Genomic DNA, 18319 nt, shown 5'->3' on the forward strand with positions numbered 1-18319 from the left:
AATGTCAGATTGAGTAGTCATTGCTTATTCTCCAGTTAGTGGATTATAAGCAGTTACACAGTTTTTAGGAAACTCCCAAATAGTTTTGTAGGGAATATTGCGATAGTTGCCTTGATAATAATCTTTGACTAAACTCATCAGCAGTAGCAAATCCTTAGCATAACGCTCAAGGCCGCGACCGTTTTCGAGCTGGTCATTGAGCTTATCTTCTTTACCTAAAATGACCTTAATACTGTCTATCAGGCTTTTATTATCTTTCTCTTTCTCTTTCTCTTTCTCTTTCTCTTTCTCTTTCTCTTTGTCAGCCATACTCATATTCCTTATTTTTTGTTAAAGACTATTGAACGCCCTTTACTATAACAAGAGTAGCGACTTCAGCCAAATAAGACTGTGAGTGATTCTGTATCGTTTTGTTGACTATAGCAGCGATAGATTGAGCTGAGCTAAACCATCCTAAGACGCGATATTGTCCAAACCTGCGTTATAATCCAGTTTATGAGATCTTATAAAACAAATATTTAACGTGTGCTAAAGACGTCTGTCCAACAGACCCTAGCTGCATGGCAAAAAAGGTAGAATAATGACTAAGAAATTTTCTGAGCTGAATCGTCGCCAGTTTTTATGTCAAGTCGGAATCAGCGCAGGGGCAGGGCTGTTAGCGACCCAAAGCATTACTCAAGCACTGGCTGCTAATACTACTGGGCAAGATAACAGCACGCAATTTACCAAAGATGATCTGCCAACGGCGTTGATGGATGAGAGCCTGCCATCAGGACAAGCACAACAAGCAGCGCCCGAAACATTGCAGGTGCAAACGAGTTGTATCACGCCAAATATTGAGACGCGGCTTTTTGCCAGCTCCAATGTCGGCGGTAGTGACGAGCGTAATGAGTTGGCGTTAGATCGCATGGCTTGTGCGGGCTTTAAGGTGGATAATCCTGCGATTACCAAACGGCAGTATTTACGCTTTGCGGGTACGGATTCGCAGCGCGCTAGTGATTTGCAAAACATTGCTACGGGTGCGATTAAAGCGCCTAAACTGCTACTTGGTGTACGCGGCGGCTATGGTGCGATGCGTTTATTGCCGATGGTTGATTGGTCAACTTTAGGTCGTATTATGAAGGAGCGCGGCACGATACTGGCGGGCTTTAGCGATGTGACCGCGATTCAGTGTGCGCTACTGGCAAAAGGCGGTATGAGCTCACTTGCCGCGCCGATGCTCTATAGCGAGTTTGGCAAAACCAAACCCGACCAAGTCAGCTGTCGCCAATTTGTAGAAGCATTAACCAATCCCAATCTGACTATCAATATAGCAGATGCGTCGTTAACCAGTGTAAATTTACCCAGTATTCTGACAAATTCTGAGCCAAAAAATCTAACCGGCACTATGTGGGGTGGCAATCTAAGCGTGGTATCGGCGCTGGCAGGTAGTGAGTATTTGCCACGTATTGCTGGCGGTATCGTATTTTTAGAAGACGTCGGCGAGCAAGCTTACCGCATCGAGCGCATGCTCTATGATTTGTATTTGGCAGGGGTGTTTAAAGGTCAGCAAGCGATTGTATTCGGTGCGTTATCGGGTAGCGGTGAGGACAGTTATGATAAGCGTTATGATGTCGCCACCGTCATTCGTCAATTGCATCAGCTGACAGGATTGCCGATTTATAGCGGCATGCGCTTTGGTCATATTGGGCAAAAGCACAGCTTTCCACTTGGCGCGATGTGTCAGATTAGTCCAAATACAGTTGGTGGCTATCAATTGGCATTTAGCGATTATCCAACGATTAAAGCCGATGCCATTCATGTCGAAGGCTTGTGGCAAAAAAGTTTAAGCCTATAGTCAAATCCAAATAAATCAGATACGTAGTTATCAGGTCGCTCAATGAAACGTTGTTTTTCTTGCGTGCTGTGCCTACGCCGACAGAGGCTACAAAAAACAACGTTTCATCTCGCTGTATCGTTTTTATATCGAATGAATTATATAAAAATTGTTGCTGTGATAAATTTATTGCAGCCACGTATTACTTCTAAAAAGTCTACTATCAAGTTAAATCGCCAGTCGTGAAAATTTATCCTGATATTCTTTCGGGGTTAGCTCAGTAGCGCGTTTAAACAGCCGCGTAAATGACGAGATATCATCATAGCCGACTTGCTCAGCTAGCGATTTTATCGTCACATCGCCCAATTCCAGTAAGCGCTTGGCCTGCTCAATTCGTACTGCTTGAATATACTCAATTGGGCGCATAGTAACGCATGACTGAAAACGCCTGTTTAAGGTGCGCGGGGTGATATTCACCATAGCAGCCAAATTGCTCACCTGCATAGGTTGTTTGAAGTTTTCCTCGATAAATTCTTGTACCTGCTTAACCAACTGGTCAGCATGTGGTTTATGCAAGGTTACATTGGTATAGCTGTTTTGATTGCCGCGTTTACTATCAATAATTTGAGTTTTTGCCACTTGGGTAGAAATCTCACGTCCGCAATACCGCTCGATTAATAATAGTCCCAAGTCATAAAAGGCGCTACCGCCTGCCGCACAGAATATATTGCCAGATTGATTCTTTGATTGAGTGACAAACTGGTTTTCCTGCAAATCAACCAATGGAAAATCGGTCTTAAACTTACGGGCATAACCCCAATGGGTGGTGGCTACTTTGCCATCGAGCAAGCCTGCTTTTGCCAAAAAGAAAGCCCCGCTACAATTACTAGCGATATCCGCCTTGGTATTCGCCAGTCGCTTGATGTGTGAAATTAAATCGCTATTTTGGCTCAATACTTTATCAATTGAATCGCCAATGGTTGGAATTAATAGTAAGTCGCACTCTGTGACTTCCTGAATATCGCAATGCGCTCGCATAATCAAACGGTTGCTGCATCTGATATCCGCGCCACCTAAGCTTGCAATCTGCACGTCAAACCTTGGTTCTACTGCCTCATCCAAGAATCGCTGCCAGCTGACGCCAGTAAACGAAAATAAATCTAGCGCCCCAGCAAGCACACTACCGAGCACGCCATCGAAGCCAACGATAATCACTTTAAACGGTTTGAAGTAGGGCAAAATTTGGCTTCCTTTAAGTGTATGCAAATTTATAGCTGATATTCACCAGCCGCACGATACGTAATTTGAAATTCACTCACTATAGGTTAGAGAAGATGTCTTATTTGACCATAATTATGTCATAAATGACAATACGGCAAGGCGTTAAATTAGATTAATATCAATGAATCATCAAATTTAATGAGTTAACGAGAATACTATGGCAGCAGATACGCTTATCAATGACTTTGAGTTACCGTTCCAACTATATGATGTATTGGGCACTGAACATTTAACCGAGCATCCGAAGTTTGCAGAACACAGCCGCGAAACCTTCGATGCGGTATTAGGCACCGCCAATAAAATCGCGACCAATTTATTCTTGCCCCATAACCATGTGGCAGATAAAAACGAGCCACAGTTCGATGGCAAAAAAGTCAGCATGATAAGTGACGTAAAAGTCGCCTTTGATGCGTTCCGCGAGTCGGGTTTCATCGCTGGTCGTTATAGCTTTGACGATGGTGGCATGCAATTACCCGAAACGGTTATGACCGCAGTGGCAGGCTATTTTATGGCGGCCAACCCATCAACGACGGCTTATCCGTTTTTGACCACGGCGGCGATTAATGTTATCTCACATTTCGCCAGTGATGAGATTAAAAATGCCTTTATGCCGCGTATGCTAACGGGTGAATTTACCGGCACCATGGCGTTAACCGAGCCGCATGCTGGCTCATCGCTTGCCGATATCAAAACTACCGCTGTTAAACAAGACGACGGCAGCTATCGCGTAAAAGGCAGCAAGATTTATATCTCAGCAGGCGATCACGAATTGTCTGACAATATCGTGCATTTGGTCTTAGCTAAAGTGCCCGGCGGTCCTGGTGGCGTCAAAGGTATTTCTTTATTTGCCGTGCCGAAGTATCGTTTAAATGACGATGCATCGGTCGGCGAGCGCAATGATGTACATTTAACCGGACTCATTCATAAGCTTGGCTATCGAGGCGCGACTTCCACGGCATTAAGCTTTGGTGATGCAGGCGAGTGCTATGGCTATCTTATCGGCGAAGAGCATTTTGGTCTGCGTTATATGTTTAAGATGATGAATGAAGCGCGCATCGCGGTTGGCTTTGGCGCAGCGATGATTGGCTATCGTGGTTATCAATACTCGCTCGATTATGCCAAAGACAGAACACAGGGCAGAATCGCGCCCAATAATAAGCCTGAAGATGCAGCAACGGCGATTATCCAGCATGGCGATGTGAAGCGTATGTTGTTGGCGCAAAAAGCCTATAGCGAGGGCGGTATCTCGCTGTGTTTATACGGCTCAAACCTGATCGACCGTATCAATACTTGTGAAGATGCAACACTAAAAGCTGAGCTATCAGAGTTATTGGACTTGCTCACGCCAGTGTTAAAAGCATGGCCATCTGAATATGGTCCAAAAGCCAATGATTTAGGCATTCAAGTATTGGGCGGCGCAGGTTATACGCGTGAATATCAAGCCGAGCAGTTTTGGCGTGACAATCGTCTCAATCCCATTCATGAAGGCACAAATGGCGTGCAAGCGTTAGATTTGTCATTCCGTAAGTTATGGCAAAACAAGGGTCTTGGTATTCAAATTCTAAAACGTGAAATTACCCAAGACTTAGAAAGTATCAGCACACCAGAAACCGCCAAACTTGCCGGTAAATTGATGCCTTATATGGGTCATCTGCATGAAGTATTGGTGCATCTAAGCAAAATCCTGCAAACGGAAAAAGCACTTACATTAACGGGTAACGCACAAGCACTAATGAATATCTTTGCCTCTATCGTGGTCAGCTGGATTTGGATTCGCCAAGCGAGTAAAGCTGAGCAATTGCTAAGCGAGACAACAGATATTGAAAAGCAAAACTTCTATCAAGGTAAAATCCAAGCAGCAAAATACTTTATCGATTGGGAGTTGCCGTTAATCAATCGCGATATCGAGCTGTTAAATAACGACAATGCGGTATGTACCAATATGCAAGCAGAATGGTTTTAAGTGATTGTTTGGAATGTTTTCAACATAAGAACATGCCTGAATAATACGACCAATGTGATGCTGGGATGAATTTTTCGAAGCCTCTGGAGTGCAAAGCGCACAGCAAGCGAGAAAAATTTATCCCAGAAGAACGCTTTTTAATATATTTGGCTTATTTTGAATAAACTCTTTTTAAGCAAACGATACCAATGGCTTTTTATAAAAATTTAAAGGAATAAATAATGACAACAATGAATAAGCAGTGGCGTTTAAAAGAAAGACCTGTTGGCGCACCGAGTGCGGAGACTTGGGATTATACTGAGTCAGAACTACCGACTATCACAGACGGTCAGTTACTGATAAAAATTGAATATATCTCGATGGATCCAGCGATGCGTGGCTGGTTAAACGATGCCAAATCTTATATCGAGCCGGTACAAATTGGTGATGTCATGCGTGCAGGTACCGTGGGCGAAGTGATTGAAAGTAAGCATGAGAAGTTTGCCGTCGGCGATTATGTCTGTGGTCACAATGGCGTGCAGTCGTATGCAGTTAGTGATGGTACTGGTTTATACAAAGTCGATCCAAACCTTGCACCCTTATCTTATTACTTAGGCGTGCTCGGTATGCCGGGTATGACCGGTTACTTTGGCTTATTAAAAACAGGTGAGCCAAAAGCTGGCGAGACAGTGGTCGTCTCTGGTGCTGCGGGTGCGGTCGGTGGCTTGGTTGGACAGATTGCAAAACTAAAAGGCTGCCGTGTCGTTGGTATCGCAGGCGGTGCTGAGAAATGTAAATTCTTAGTCGATGAGCTAGGCTTCGATGCTGCGGTAGATTATAAAAATGAGGATGTCAAAAAAGGCTTAAAGCAAGCCTGTCCAAACGGTGTCGATGTCTTCTTTGACAACGTAGGCGGCGATATCTTAAATGACGTCCTTACCCAAATTAATCTGCGCGCGCGTATCGTGATTTGCGGTGCGATTAGCCAATATAACAACACCACAGCGGTAAAAGGGCCGTCAAACTATCTGTCATTATTGGTCAATCGTGCCCGTATGGAAGGCATCGTTGTCTTTGATAATATCAAAGAATATCCAATCGCGATGAAAGAGATTGCTGGCTGGATTCAGTCAGGTGATATGAAAGTAAAAGATCATATCGTTGAAGGTATCGAGACTTTCCCTGATACCTTGATGATGCTCTTTAAAGGTGAAAACTTCGGCAAACTGGTACTTAAGGTAGAGGGATAAATCATGACACTGAATACAAATGGAATTGCATCAGACGTAGCCAGTAACGTTTCTGGTAAACGTATTTTAATCACAGGCGGTGCGTCTGGCATTGGTGCGGCAAGTGCGTTATTGCTAGCCAGTCGCGGCGCAAAAGTCGTGATCGGTGATATGGCAGAAGAGATGGGCGCAGCCGTTGCTAAGCAAGGTCAAGATGCGGGCAATAGTATCGTCTTTAAAAAAGTCGATGTTACCAGTGGTGATGAAGTACGCACCTTATTCGCCTTTGCCATGGAAACGTTGGGTGGTCTTGATGTCGTAGTAAATAATGCGGGCATCGACCATCAGCCTGCACCGATGCATGAGCTAAGCGATGAGGATTTTGACCGCAATATCGCCGTTAATTTAAAAGGTGTTTGGCATTGTATGCGTGCGGCTGTTGCATGCATGGCACCTAATGGCGGTGGACATGTGATCAATGTGGCGTCTATCGCAGGTTTGCGTTCTGCGCCATTACTGTCAGCTTACAGCGCTGCCAAACATGGCGTGATGGGACTGACGAAGTCTGCTGCTCATGAATATGCGCGCGTCAATATTCGTTTTAACGCCGTATGTCCAAGCTTTATTGATACGCCAATGGTGCAAAATACCATGGCGAAGATGGGCGAGCGCGCGCAAAAAGCCACTATTAATGCCAGTCCATTACGCCGTTTAGGTAAAGTCGATGAAGTGTCTGGCGCGATTGCGTGGCTAGCGAGTGATGAAAGCAGCTTTATGAATGGTCATGCGTTTACCCTTGATGGCGGTATGTTGGCTTAATAGTCAAATAACTGCTAAATCATTACGCTGTTAGCCTCGCTCGATGTACCATGCGTACTATCTACACTCAGCTGCCTTGTAATAGATTTGCAGTTTTTCGACTATAATTTATTAAGTGGTTACGATAAAAAATTGAAAACTGAATAGCTAATTCAAAATATAAGGAATAACGATGAAAGATTTATTTGATTTAACGGGTAAGATTGCTTTAGTGACGGGTGCGAGCCGCGGTATTGGCGAATCTATCGCCCGCTTATTGGCGTCAAGAGGCGCGCATGTGATTGTCTCTAGCCGTAAGATTGATGCTTGCCAAGCGGTCGCTGATAGCATCGTCGCCGACGGTCATAAAGCCAGCGCCTTTGCTTGTCATGTGGGTGATATGGATCAGATTGAGGCGATTTTTGAGCATATCAAAAGCGAATTTGGTCAAATCGATATTTTAGTTAATAACGCCGCGGCAAACCCTTATTACGGCCATATCTTAGATACCGACTTAGCCGCTTTTGATAAAACTGTCGAAGTCAATATCCGCGGTTACTTCTTTATGTCGACAGCTGCTGGTAAGATGATGCGCGAGCAGGGCGGCGGCGTAATTTTAAATACTGCCTCGGTCAATGGCTTAGTCGCTGGTGATAAGCAAGGTATCTACTCAATCACCAAAGCTGCTGTCATTAGCATGACCAAAGCTTTCGCCAAAGAATGTGGGCCGTTAAATATTCGCGTCAATGCGTTATTGCCAGGCTTAACTGATACTAAGTTTGCCTCTGCTTTAACAACTAATGATAAAGTCTTAAAGATGGCGCTCCATGCAATTCCGTTAGGACGTGTTGCCCATCCTGATGAGATGGCTGGTACAGTATTGTATCTCGTATCTGACGCTTCAAGTTATACTACGGGCGCAACGGTGGTGGTTGATGGCGGTATGTTGGCTTAATCTAGTTATAACTATCGCTATATTTTTATAATAAAAAACACGTTACTTAATAACGTGTTTTTTTTATGTCTCAATGTTTATTAATTTTAGTTCACTACTTTTGACTCACTATTTTAAATTTATCTACTCGCACGTTTTGCCATGACGCGATCTAATAGCTGTAAGCCTTTCTCAAACGTATTCGTCGTGCGCTGCATTAATGGGCTTAATGGTTTGGAATGCATATTAACCTTACTCATATCATTATTATAATGTGTTCTGACACGCTTATTCATAATGGCAAACCACAGTGGCGGGATATAGGCGGGCATAATCATCGTGGCATAGCCTATCGGCAGTTGCGGGGCTTCCTCAAAATGTCTGAGCAACTGATAGGCGCGGCTTGGATGTGCGTGGTGGTCAGAATGGCGCTGCAATTGATACAAAAACAAATTGGTCACGGTGTGATTGCTGTTCCAGCTGTGCTCGGGCTGTGTGCGCTCAAAGCGGCCGTTGTCGTCTTGTTCTCTGAGCAGACCGTAGTGCTCTAGATAATTCACCACTTCTAACAGGCTAAAGCCATATACTGCTTGCAACCCTATAAAGAGTAGGATTTTTTTGCCAAAAGCCTTATAAAGAGTGGCATAAAGTACCGCCGACATCGCCCAACCTTGCAACAGCTCGTTGTCTTTGTTCCAAAAGCCTTTATGTCGACGGGCGAGCCGCTCATTTTCAATGCTTACAGCGGAACGTAGGCCACCGAACACTGTGCGCGGTAAAAACTGCCAAAAGCTCTCGTTGTACTTGCTACTGGCTGGATCTTTTGGGGTCGCCACCCAGCGGTGATGACCGAAATTATGCTCTATGGCGAAATGTCCATAAGCCGCTGGCGCAAGACTGATACGTGCCAAAGTACGGTTTAGGTGGTCAGACTTATGACCAAGCTCATGGGCGGTATTAATCGCAATACCACTGCCGATTCCTGCCGTCAATGCCACTCCTAAGCGATTATACCAAGGCAACTTTCGCTGACTATACTGATAAGCCAGCAGACCAAAAGCCATATATTGTAACGGTATAAAAGCATGAGCAATCCACTTATAATAGGGGTCTTGGGCAAGCGCTTGCATAGCGCTATCAGGCGGGTTGCTATCATCACGACCGACCAACACATCTGCCAACGGGATGATACCGTGGATCAAGATAGTGCCTCCCCAAGCCAGCGCTGTATTTTTAAGCTCGAAGCCCTTTTGATCTCGTAATCCTAAAGCGAACAAGCAGCCTAATAGAGGCAGTGATGGACTACACAGCCAAAACCTCCTTTTTGGGTCGCGCCATAGTGACCCATCCATCGCATCTTGAATGATGGCATGTTTTTTAGCGCTTAATGTCTTAGTCATTATACAGTCCTTGTATAGTCAATTCTCTATAAATTAGATACGGTATCAGTCTCGCTTAGTCTGCTATTTATAAGACTTTCACTCGTTTTCCTTGTATCCAAATTATATTGAAATGACTATATAGTGAGTCCTATATAAAACGGATACGGTGTCAGAAACGATTTAGTTTATGTATTATCAATCAACATTCTGATAATTTATTATGACCTTTGATAGTCTTGAAAACGGCGTTGATTGACAAAAAAATCTCACTTTGCGTCCAAAAATGAAAGTATATGCAGATTTAATCGTCAGACTTCGTTATGTTAGGGCTTATACATAGCGTATATATATAGTAATTAGCGCTAATAACGCTTTTTAAAGCGAGTAGTTGGGATTGGGTTGAGACATGGATATTTTAAGTCGACTGTTTGATGAGATGCATTTGCAAAAGGTGCAATATATCACTGTTAATGCACGCGGCACTTGGCAACTGGTACAGAATAGACAGGACTATCTGACCTTCATTGTGATCGTCAGTGGCGAGGTACATCTATGCTATGGCAGTGGTAATCATGACAGGAAAATCATCACAGCCAACAACATGGTAATGTTGACCACACAGGACAGTTATACGTGTCAATCAGCGCCAATAGTATCCAATATCACAGTCAAAACGCTCATGCCCGCACACACTGAAGGTCAAATTAGCTTAGAGATTAATAATACAGATAGCGGTCATAAAGTTATTGCCCAAGGTAATCATGTTCAAACTAACCATGTGCAAGATAACGAGGCACAATTTATTGTGGTACGCAGTCAGTTTGACACCGATATGGCAAGACCTTTGCTATCCGCGTTGCCTGCCAGTTTACCGCCAGTGACCCAAAAGCACTCGGCTTATAATGATGTAGTGCATATTGGATTGCAGTTTTTCTTATTAGAAGTGAGCTTGCAGCGTCCCGGCAAGACTACGATGCTTGAGCGCTTGGCTGGCATGCTGATGATTGAGTGTATACGCGAGTATGTCGAACAGCTAGAAATGGCATCAGGATTTAATGACAACATAAATCACACTACAGATAATGCCTTAAACAGTACGCCATCGTGGATTGATCATCCATGGCAGATAGACAATGATACCGACAACAGTGTTGAAAATAACATTACTAGTAACGGAGATGAAAATGGCAATTGGCTGGCCGCCCTAAAAGATCCTTGTCTATCAGATACCCTATATTTGATACATCGTTACCCAGAAGATGCTTGGACACTACAGGGTTTAGCGAAAGCATCAGGTCTGTCGCGCTCAGGACTTAATGAGCGCTTTAAGCAGTCAGTTGGTATCACGCCGCTGGCATATCTGAGTCACTATCGCTTGCGACTGGCGGCAAGGTTTTTGCGGCAAGAACAATATTCAATTAGCAAGATTAGCGAACTGGTAGGCTATGCGTCGGATCACTCGTTTAGTGGTGCATTCAAGCGGCGTTATGGGCAATCACCCAGTCATTACCGCAAAGCTCATAGCAAAAAATCAAAGCCATAACATAAATGCTCACCCCAAATAGACTGATGACTACGGGCGATTAATCGTGAGGGTAACTATGAAAGCAACAATAGAAACAACAATGAAAAATCCTATTAAAGATAAAAAGCAGCCTCATCATAACGCAGTAGTAAACAGTTATATAAATACGAAGACGTGGCTATTTGTCCCAGCGACTCGAATCGATAGAGTAGCAAAAGCCTTTGCTAGTGGCGCAGATGCGGTGATTGTCGATCTAGAAGATGCGGTTGCCTACGAGGACAAAGCGCAAGCTCGCGAATCTATAAAAAACTATTATAATGAGCAGGATAATTTACAAAACCTGCAGCCGATTTGGCTACGTATCAATAAAGCGAGTAGTGATGAGTGTAAAAAAGATTTAGCATTGTGCCAGCAGTTGCCTAATCTGGCGGGTATCGTATTGGCAAAAGCCGAACAAGCATCAGATATTGAAGCAATTTACCAAGCCACTGGCTTATCGGTAATTGCTTTAATAGAAAGTGCGCTTGGTTTGCATCAGGTAGAGGCGATGGCAAAAGCGTCCGGGCTGTTGACATTCAGCTATGGTTTTTTAGATTTGTGTAATGACTTGGGTGTCACTGTTGGAACGCCAGCAGCAGACATCATCGCCAATCAGATTCGCTATCAATTAATCTTAACGGCAACAGTACATCAATTATTAGCGCCTATTGATACGGTTTATCCTGACTTTAAGGACGACGAAGGTTTAAGTGCTACAGTACAGCTTTGGTCACAGATGGGCATGTCAGGGATGCTGTGTATTCATCCCAAGCAAGTCGCCACCGTGCAAGCATCTTTACAACCAACAGAGAGCGAATTGTCATTTGCCAAACAAGTGCTAGAAGAGTACGACAGAAGCGGACAAGCGGTGTTTAAAATAGCAGGTCAGATGGTCGATGCGCCCGTAATCGAGCGCTGCCGTCAGTTGCTGAGTGGATAAAAGGTTGTTAATAGAGTGCGCCGAAATAGGCTAAAAAAGTAAAAAAGGCGCAGTACGGCTGGTTTTTGACTTTGCGACTTCTGCTGGCGTGCCTTCTACCACAATAAGACCGCCCTCATCACCAGCACCCGGACCCATATCGATAATCCAATCGCTGTTGCTAGCAACTTGCATATCGTGCTCAACCATAATCACCGTATTACCGGTTGCGACCAGCCCATTTAACTGTGCCATCAGCATCGCGACATCAGAAGGATGTAAGCCAGTCGTTGGTTCATCGAGCACATACAGTGTATCGCCGCGCTGGGTACGCTGCAGTTCGGTAGCAAGCTTGATGCGCTGTGCTTCGCCACCAGACAACTCGGTCGCTGGTTGCCCAAGTCTTAGGTAGCCAAGCCCAACTTTTAGCAAGGCATCTAAGGCGCGCATTATTGGGGCATCATCAACGAAAAATTCAGAAGCCGCTTCGACCGTTAAATCAAGTACTTCAGCGATATTTTTACCTTGATAAGTAATTTCTAAGGTTTCGTCATTGTAGCGCTGACCGTGGCACACTTGGCAAGGCGAGTAAACACTCGGCAGAAATAGCAGCTCAACGCTGACAAAACCGACACCTTCGCAATTTGGGCAACGTCCTTTTTTAACGTTAAATGAAAAACGTCCAGCATCATAGTGCCTTGCTTTTGCTACTTTGGTGGCAGCAAATAACTTGCGCACATGGTCAAACAGTCCAGTATAAGTGGCCAGATTTGAGCGCGGTGTGCGCCCGATGGCTTTTTGGTCTACAGTGACTAAGCGTTTGATATGCTCCATACCACTGACTATCTCTCCGCCTATTGGCGTTTCTTGTTCTTGCTCCAGTAAGGCCGCTTCATCGGTGGGCGCTTCAATCACAGTTTTTTGCCCTAGCGCATTGTAGACCAGTTCAACCAACGCTTGACTGACCAAACTCGATTTCCCCGAACCTGAAACGCCCGTCACTGTGGTTAACACCCCTAAAGGAAATGCCGCATCTAACCCTTGTAGATTATTACGCTCGATATTGGCAAGTTTTAGCCAATGATTAGGTTGTCTTGGCTGCTGGCTTGTTAATTGATGGGCTTTTGGTTGCTGGGTTTTTAATTTTTTATTTTTGGAATCCCCATTAAAAAGATATTGTCCAGTATAGGAATCAGAGATATCTTGCAAGCCTGCGACAGGGCCGCTATAGATGATTTCACCGCCGTGACTGCCCGCTTTTGGTCCGACATCGACTATCCAATCGGCGTGGCGAATGACGCTGACATCATGCTCGACAATGAATAATGAATTACCCGCGGCTACCAGTTCATCTAGAGCGCCTAATAGCGCCTGAGTATCGGCAGGATGCAGGCCAGCGGACGGTTCATCGAGTACATAAACCACGCCAAATAGTCTAGAGCGAATTTGAGTGGCAAGTCTTAGGCGCTGTAGCTCGCCGGGCGATAAGGTAGGTGTGGTGCGTTCAAGTGATAAGTAACCTAGCCCAAGTCTGGTTAACGCTTCTACACGCGATAAAATGTCGCTGGCAATACGCTTGGCAACGATGGCTTTTTCACGATCGGGCATATCATCGCTGAGTTTTTTATTGGCAGCGTTGTGAAGTTTAAGCGCCAGTTCAGTCAAGGTTAATTGTGACAACTCGCCAATATCAAGCCCTGCAAATTTAACCGCCAGCGATTCTTGTTTTAACTTTTTGCCATGGCAGCTTGGGCATTCTGAAATTTGCATAAACTGCGCCACACGTTTTTTGGTACGTGGACTTTGAGTGGTGGCAAAAGAATGTAAGACGAAATTTTTTGCACTGGTAAAAGTGCCTTTATAATTAGGTTTTTCACCTTTTTTGATTGCTTCGCGTACTTGCTCGAGATTGTATTCTGGGTAAACTGGCACTTCTGGGGTTTCATCGGTAAATAAAATCCAATCGCGGGTTTCCTTGGGTAAGGTGTTCCAAGGTTTGTCGATATCGTAGCCCAGTGTGGTCAATATCCGGCTCAGATTCTGCCCTTGCCATGCTGGTGGCCAAGCAGCAATGGCGCGTTCTCGAATGGTTTTCGTCTTGTCAGGCACGAGCAAATCTTCTGTGACCTCAAACACGCGGCCAATACCTGAGCAAGTAGGGCAAGCACCTTCTGGCGTATTTGGCGAAAAGGCATCGGCATATAGCATGTCTTGCCCAGCAGGATATTCACCCGCTCGCGAGTACAGCATACGCAGACCATTTGAAATCGTCGTCACGCTACCAACTGATGAACGTACCGACGGCGTACCGCGCTGCTGTTGCAGGGCGACGGCGGGCGGCAAGCCTTCTATCGAATCGACATCAGGCTCGCCAACTTGGTCAATCAAGCGCCGTGCATAAGGCGATACCGAATCAAGGTAGCGGCGTTGCGACTCAGCAAACAGAGTGCCAAATGCCAGCGACGATTTACCTGAGCCTGATATGCCAGTAAAAACAACCAACGCATTACGCGGTAAATCTACATTGACATTTTTGAGATTATGCACCCGTGCGCCCCTGACTTGAATGCTTTCATCAGCGGCAAGGTTGTGATTTTTGAGAGAAGTGTTAGATTTTTTATGATTAGATTTCTTATTATTGGTCGTCATACAACGCTTATTCCTTTGCCTAAAATCGGCTCGTCAACGCTTTGGTTCAACAATACCGTGTCTGTTTGATAAGGTGTTTGTTTAATATCGACTCTGCTCAAAGTCATCCTACCACCTTAAAATCAAATCACTGCGCAGGCTTACGCTTTATAGACAGAGGATAGACACAGCAACGTCAAACAATAACATTGATAAGGTTTACCCGATAAATTGCAGATTATAGAGGTTAAGAAATATGACGTTTTGACCGCTATTAAGCGGGCAAGTGGCGCGTTAACTGCGAATGCTTTATCATTAACCTTATCTATCAATCATTTATAAAAGTGTTTTATGATTTTTATCAGCAATACCATTAGCCTGAATGACAGCGAAGTAGACATTAGCGCTATACGTGCGCAAGGGGCAGGCGGGCAAAACGTCAATAAAGTCTCTTCTGCGATTCATCTGCGTTTTGATATTCATGCCTCAAGCTTAAGCGATGTCATTAAGCAGCGCTTATTGGACAGTAAAGACAGTCGAATCACCAAAGAAGGTGTACTTATTATTAAAGCGCAGCAGTTTCGTACCCAAGAACGTAATCGAATTGATGCGCTTGAGCGGCTGCAAAGCTTTATTATAAAAGCCACTCATGTCAATAAAACCCGTAAAGCGACCAAACCTAGCAGAAATGCCAAACGTAAACGCGTCGATCAAAAAACCCAGCGCGGTAAGACCAAAGCTTTACGCGGTAAGGTGGATTTTTAAATAAGCGGCTTACTTTTTTAATAAAGCAAACAGCAAAATGCCAGCCCATTTAAATAGCTGGCATTTTTTATAGGCTTATTTACTATCAGATTTTTAGCTAACCAAGTCTTCTACTTAATTCAGGAAAGCGCTTTATCATAAATAACATCAAGAGCAGCGACACACTGGCGATAGCCGCGCCAACATAGCCGACACTTGATATAGAAATATGCGTTACGGCATAACCACCAAACAGTGCACCGGCGCCAATGCCTAAATTAATAATCCCTGAGAACATCGACATCAGCATGTCTTGCGCCGTGACATCGACCATGATGACTTTGGCTTGCATGGAGATAATCAGCAGCATCAGCGCCGCGCCCCACAGTAACGCAATGAAACTCAGCGCCCAGATGGAGGTCACGGCAAACAATAGCACCAGCATAGATATCAGCATTAATATGATCGATATCAGCATCAATCTGGTATTAAAACGATCACCCCAGCGACTGAATATCACACTGCCGGCAATCCCTGCCACCCCAAATAATAGCAAGACAACCGTCGCGGCGTTTTCACTAATAGCGCCAACCTGTCGCATAAAGGGTTCGATATAAGAGTAAGCGGTATAGTGCGCGGTAAAGACCAGTAAAATGAGTAGATACAAACAGACCAATAAGGGATTTTTGAGCAATTCTGGGATTTTTCTAAACGAGCCTTCAAACATACTTGGTAGCGTTGGCAATAGCCTGGCTTGCAAGATAAACACGATAAAAGCAATCACGCCAATACCGCCAAAGGTTGCCCGCCAACCAAACCATTGACCGACTAAGCGCCCTAGTGGCACGCCGAGCACCATCGCCAATGAAGTACCGGTCGCAAGTACGCTAAGTGCCAGTGCTTTTTTGCCTTCTGGTGCTACGCGTATCGCAATCGCTGCGGTGATTGACCAAAATATCGCGTGCGAAAGTGCAATACCAACACGGCTAATCAGCAATATATCAAAGCTCCAAGCAAATACTGATAACACATGGCTGGCAATAAAAACCACAAACAAGCCCAAAAGTAAGCTTTTACGCTCAAATCGGCTGGTGAGCAGCATCAATGGCAATGACATGGCCGCGACAATCCACGCATACAGCGTCAACATCCAGCCAGTTTCTGCTGTAGTGATGGAAAAATCTTGGGCGATGTCACTTAATAGGGCAACGGGGACAAATTCGGTAGTATTCATAATAAAGGCGCTGACGCCCATCAAAAATACTTGGAAATACTGAGTTCGGCGAGCATTTGCGCTCACCTCAAGGTTATGTTTCATATGATCCAATACAAATAAAGAAGGCGCTAATAGTGCAAATTAGCTGAAAAATAATTCATGAGTTTAAGCGTGATGTCGGAAATACATGGCGGCATAGGTCGTAATGATGAAAAAGAGGAGGGCAAGATAGCAAATCAGTTGCGGTATGTCAGAGCCTATCATCAGACCCTACTATTTTATCAGGAATCGACCGTTTTTTTGTAGGAGAGTCTTTAAAATTAGCGACCAAATAATTGGTTGAATGGCTAAGTAAATCTGATGATGGCATCAGTGTCAGTTACATAGTGTTTATAGTGAGGTATCGCTATTTACGCTTGAATATAGGTATGATGACGCCATAGGCTAGGAATGCCTGATAACGTGATTTTAAATAATCATTGATATTTTACTAGGGCGTGTCTTCATTTCAAAAATGGCGATAAAAATGAGATAAATTGCTGTCAAACAAGAAAAATAGCGTAGATAATATCGGGATATTAACAAGCTATTTGACGATGTTTGGCAAGATTTAGCCATTTTTAGCCCATTTAGATGACTATCGAGTGAATTGAAAACACGCCCTAAGATGGGATAAAAGAAAAGCAATCTATGAAAACCGACACCAATAAACCATTAGCCTTTAGACGATATCCTTCAACGACGGCGCTGCAATGTTTTGAGACCGCTGCTCGTCATTTGAGTTTTACCAATGCCGCGCAAGAGATGCACATGACCCAAAGCGCCATCAGTAAGCAAGTGGCGCAGTTGGAGGAGATGCTAAACCTGTCTTTGTTTTATCGGACGCCGCACCGGATTTCACTGACCCCTGCTGGCAAGTCATATTATCTTGAAGTGTTAGAGATTTTAAAACATATCGAGGTGGCGACCACCAATTTGATGTCGCATAGCAGTAATACCGAGCTGCTAAAAATCGTCTCACATCCGACATTTTGTGCCCGTTGGTTGATTCCAGCACTCAGTGGCTTTAGTCAAGAATACCCGCTTATTAACTTGGATATTAAAGAGCTGGCGGGGCCATTTTTTTCTGAAGACCAAAATGTCGATATTGCTTTTTTATATGGTGATGGCATGTGGAGCAATATGGAGGCCATAAAACTGTTCGATGAATACTGCGTTGCGGTCTGTCAGCCGCAGTATTTGCGAGATAAAACACTGAGTACTGAGTGTATAAATGACTATGTGTTATTGCAAATAAGCTCGCGCTTAAGTGCGTGGTATGAGTACTTTAAGCAACAAGATATCAGCGTCGATGGCACTTTTGTAGGTCCACGTTTTGAGACTTTCCATGCTTGCATTTCTGCCGCCTTACTGGGCTATGGTATAGCCTTAGTGCCGTTACGTTTGGTTGAGCCCGAGCTACAATCAGGCGCTTTAGTGCTGGCGTGGGATTATGCGGCAAAGGGTCGCGGCAGCTATTATGTGACTTATCCTGTCTCTTCAGGGCAATCGCATAAGGTCAAAGCGGTTTTAGAATGGATTACGGCTTATTTAGCAATCTCAGATGAGCGTGAAAAGGCGTTAGGGTTGGTTTTATAATGTCCTGCTGTTTTTTTCGATAATCTAAAGTGTTTTTTATAGCACTGGTCTTGTTTTTTTTATCCTACAAAGTTATTTGCTGTGAAAATTTAACAAGCTAAAAAAACTGCCTTAATACGCAGTTTTTTTTGTTTTTAAAGGATTCGTTTAGGGAGCTAATTTACTGGCAATGACAAAAAGGAATGCCACCACAACTATTATTCGTTTGCTGCCGGAATGATGTTTTGT

Annotated in this window: 14 protein-coding genes; 9 read left to right on the forward strand and 5 right to left on the reverse strand. The window is 44.3% G+C overall.

Annotated elements, in window-relative coordinates; translation table 11 throughout:
* Positions 1-24: 24 nt before the first annotated feature.
* Entirely contained in the window at positions 25-309 is a 285-nt protein-coding gene (locus AAEY79_RS01605; protein ID WP_352286981.1) for a hypothetical protein, read from the reverse strand.
* 271 nt (positions 310-580) lie between these two features.
* Between AAEY79_RS01605 and AAEY79_RS01610 the strand changes: the two genes are divergently transcribed.
* Entirely contained in the window at positions 581-1837 is a 1257-nt protein-coding gene (locus tag AAEY79_RS01610) for an LD-carboxypeptidase (RefSeq protein WP_201566034.1), read from the forward strand.
* 207 nt (positions 1838-2044) lie between these two features.
* On the opposite strand, the gene AAEY79_RS01615 is transcribed toward AAEY79_RS01610, so the two are convergent.
* On the reverse strand, positions 2045-3055 hold the full coding sequence (locus tag AAEY79_RS01615; RefSeq protein WP_201583994.1) for a GlxA family transcriptional regulator: 1011 nt from the start codon (positions 3053-3055) through the stop codon (positions 2045-2047).
* A 199-nt stretch (positions 3056-3254) separates the two neighbouring features.
* On the opposite strand from AAEY79_RS01615, the gene AAEY79_RS01620 reads away from it, so the two are divergent.
* From AAEY79_RS01620 to AAEY79_RS01635, 4 genes are all read left to right on the forward strand, one after another.
* Entirely contained in the window at positions 3255-5060 is a 1806-nt protein-coding gene (locus AAEY79_RS01620; protein ID WP_201583996.1) for an acyl-CoA dehydrogenase, read from the forward strand.
* 221 nt (positions 5061-5281) lie between these two features.
* Entirely contained in the window at positions 5282-6289 is a 1008-nt protein-coding gene (locus AAEY79_RS01625) for an NADP-dependent oxidoreductase (protein WP_010198539.1), read from the forward strand.
* 3 nt (positions 6290-6292) lie between these two features.
* On the forward strand, positions 6293-7087 hold the full coding sequence (locus AAEY79_RS01630) for an SDR family NAD(P)-dependent oxidoreductase (RefSeq protein ID WP_201584000.1): 795 nt from the start codon (positions 6293-6295) through the stop codon (positions 7085-7087).
* A 172-nt stretch (positions 7088-7259) separates the two neighbouring features.
* Positions 7260-8021 (forward strand): SDR family oxidoreductase, encoded by a 762-nt coding sequence (locus tag AAEY79_RS01635; protein ID WP_352286985.1) that lies wholly within the window; start codon positions 7260-7262, stop codon positions 8019-8021.
* Between the two features lie 119 nt (positions 8022-8140).
* Here the strand turns inward: AAEY79_RS01635 and AAEY79_RS01640 are convergent, their stop codons facing one another.
* Positions 8141-9400 (reverse strand): alkane 1-monooxygenase, encoded by a 1260-nt coding sequence (locus AAEY79_RS01640; protein ID WP_350587817.1) that lies wholly within the window; start codon positions 9398-9400, stop codon positions 8141-8143.
* A gap of 388 nt (positions 9401-9788) precedes the next feature.
* On the opposite strand from AAEY79_RS01640, the gene AAEY79_RS01645 reads away from it, so the two are divergent.
* The gene (locus tag AAEY79_RS01645) at positions 9789-10925 is read left to right on the forward strand and encodes an AraC family transcriptional regulator (protein WP_350587818.1); all 1137 of its coding nucleotides are present in this window, start codon (positions 9789-9791) and stop codon (positions 10923-10925) included.
* Positions 10926-11007: 82 nt separating this feature from the next.
* The gene (locus AAEY79_RS01650) at positions 11008-11886 is read left to right on the forward strand and encodes a CoA ester lyase (RefSeq protein WP_350587819.1); all 879 of its coding nucleotides are present in this window, start codon (positions 11008-11010) and stop codon (positions 11884-11886) included.
* A gap of 30 nt (positions 11887-11916) precedes the next feature.
* On the opposite strand, the gene uvrA is transcribed toward AAEY79_RS01650, so the two are convergent.
* On the reverse strand, positions 11917-14514 hold the full coding sequence (gene uvrA / locus AAEY79_RS01655; RefSeq protein WP_352286989.1) for an excinuclease ABC subunit UvrA: 2598 nt from the start codon (positions 14512-14514) through the stop codon (positions 11917-11919).
* Between the two features lie 330 nt (positions 14515-14844).
* Here uvrA and arfB point away from each other — a divergent pair, with 330 nt between their 5' ends.
* Positions 14845-15258, forward strand: a complete 414-nt coding sequence (arfB, locus tag AAEY79_RS01660) for an alternative ribosome rescue aminoacyl-tRNA hydrolase ArfB (RefSeq protein ID WP_352286992.1) — start codon at positions 14845-14847, stop codon at positions 15256-15258.
* A 97-nt stretch (positions 15259-15355) separates the two neighbouring features.
* Here the strand turns inward: arfB and AAEY79_RS01665 are convergent, their stop codons facing one another.
* A complete protein-coding gene (locus AAEY79_RS01665) occupies positions 15356-16555 on the reverse strand; it encodes a sugar transporter (RefSeq protein ID WP_201576310.1) in 1200 nt (399 codons plus the stop codon).
* Positions 16556-17143: 588 nt separating this feature from the next.
* On the opposite strand from AAEY79_RS01665, the gene AAEY79_RS01670 reads away from it, so the two are divergent.
* Positions 17144-18091: a LysR substrate-binding domain-containing protein gene (locus AAEY79_RS01670; protein ID WP_201575696.1), complete on the forward strand. Its 948-nt coding sequence runs from the start codon at positions 17144-17146 to the stop codon at positions 18089-18091.
* Positions 18092-18319: the final 228 nt, after the last annotated feature.

Origin of the sequence: Psychrobacter sp. GW64-MNA-CIBAN-0177 (assembly GCF_040309585.1) — a bacterium.
Taxonomy (GTDB): Bacteria; Pseudomonadota; Gammaproteobacteria; order Pseudomonadales; family Moraxellaceae; genus Psychrobacter; species Psychrobacter okhotskensis.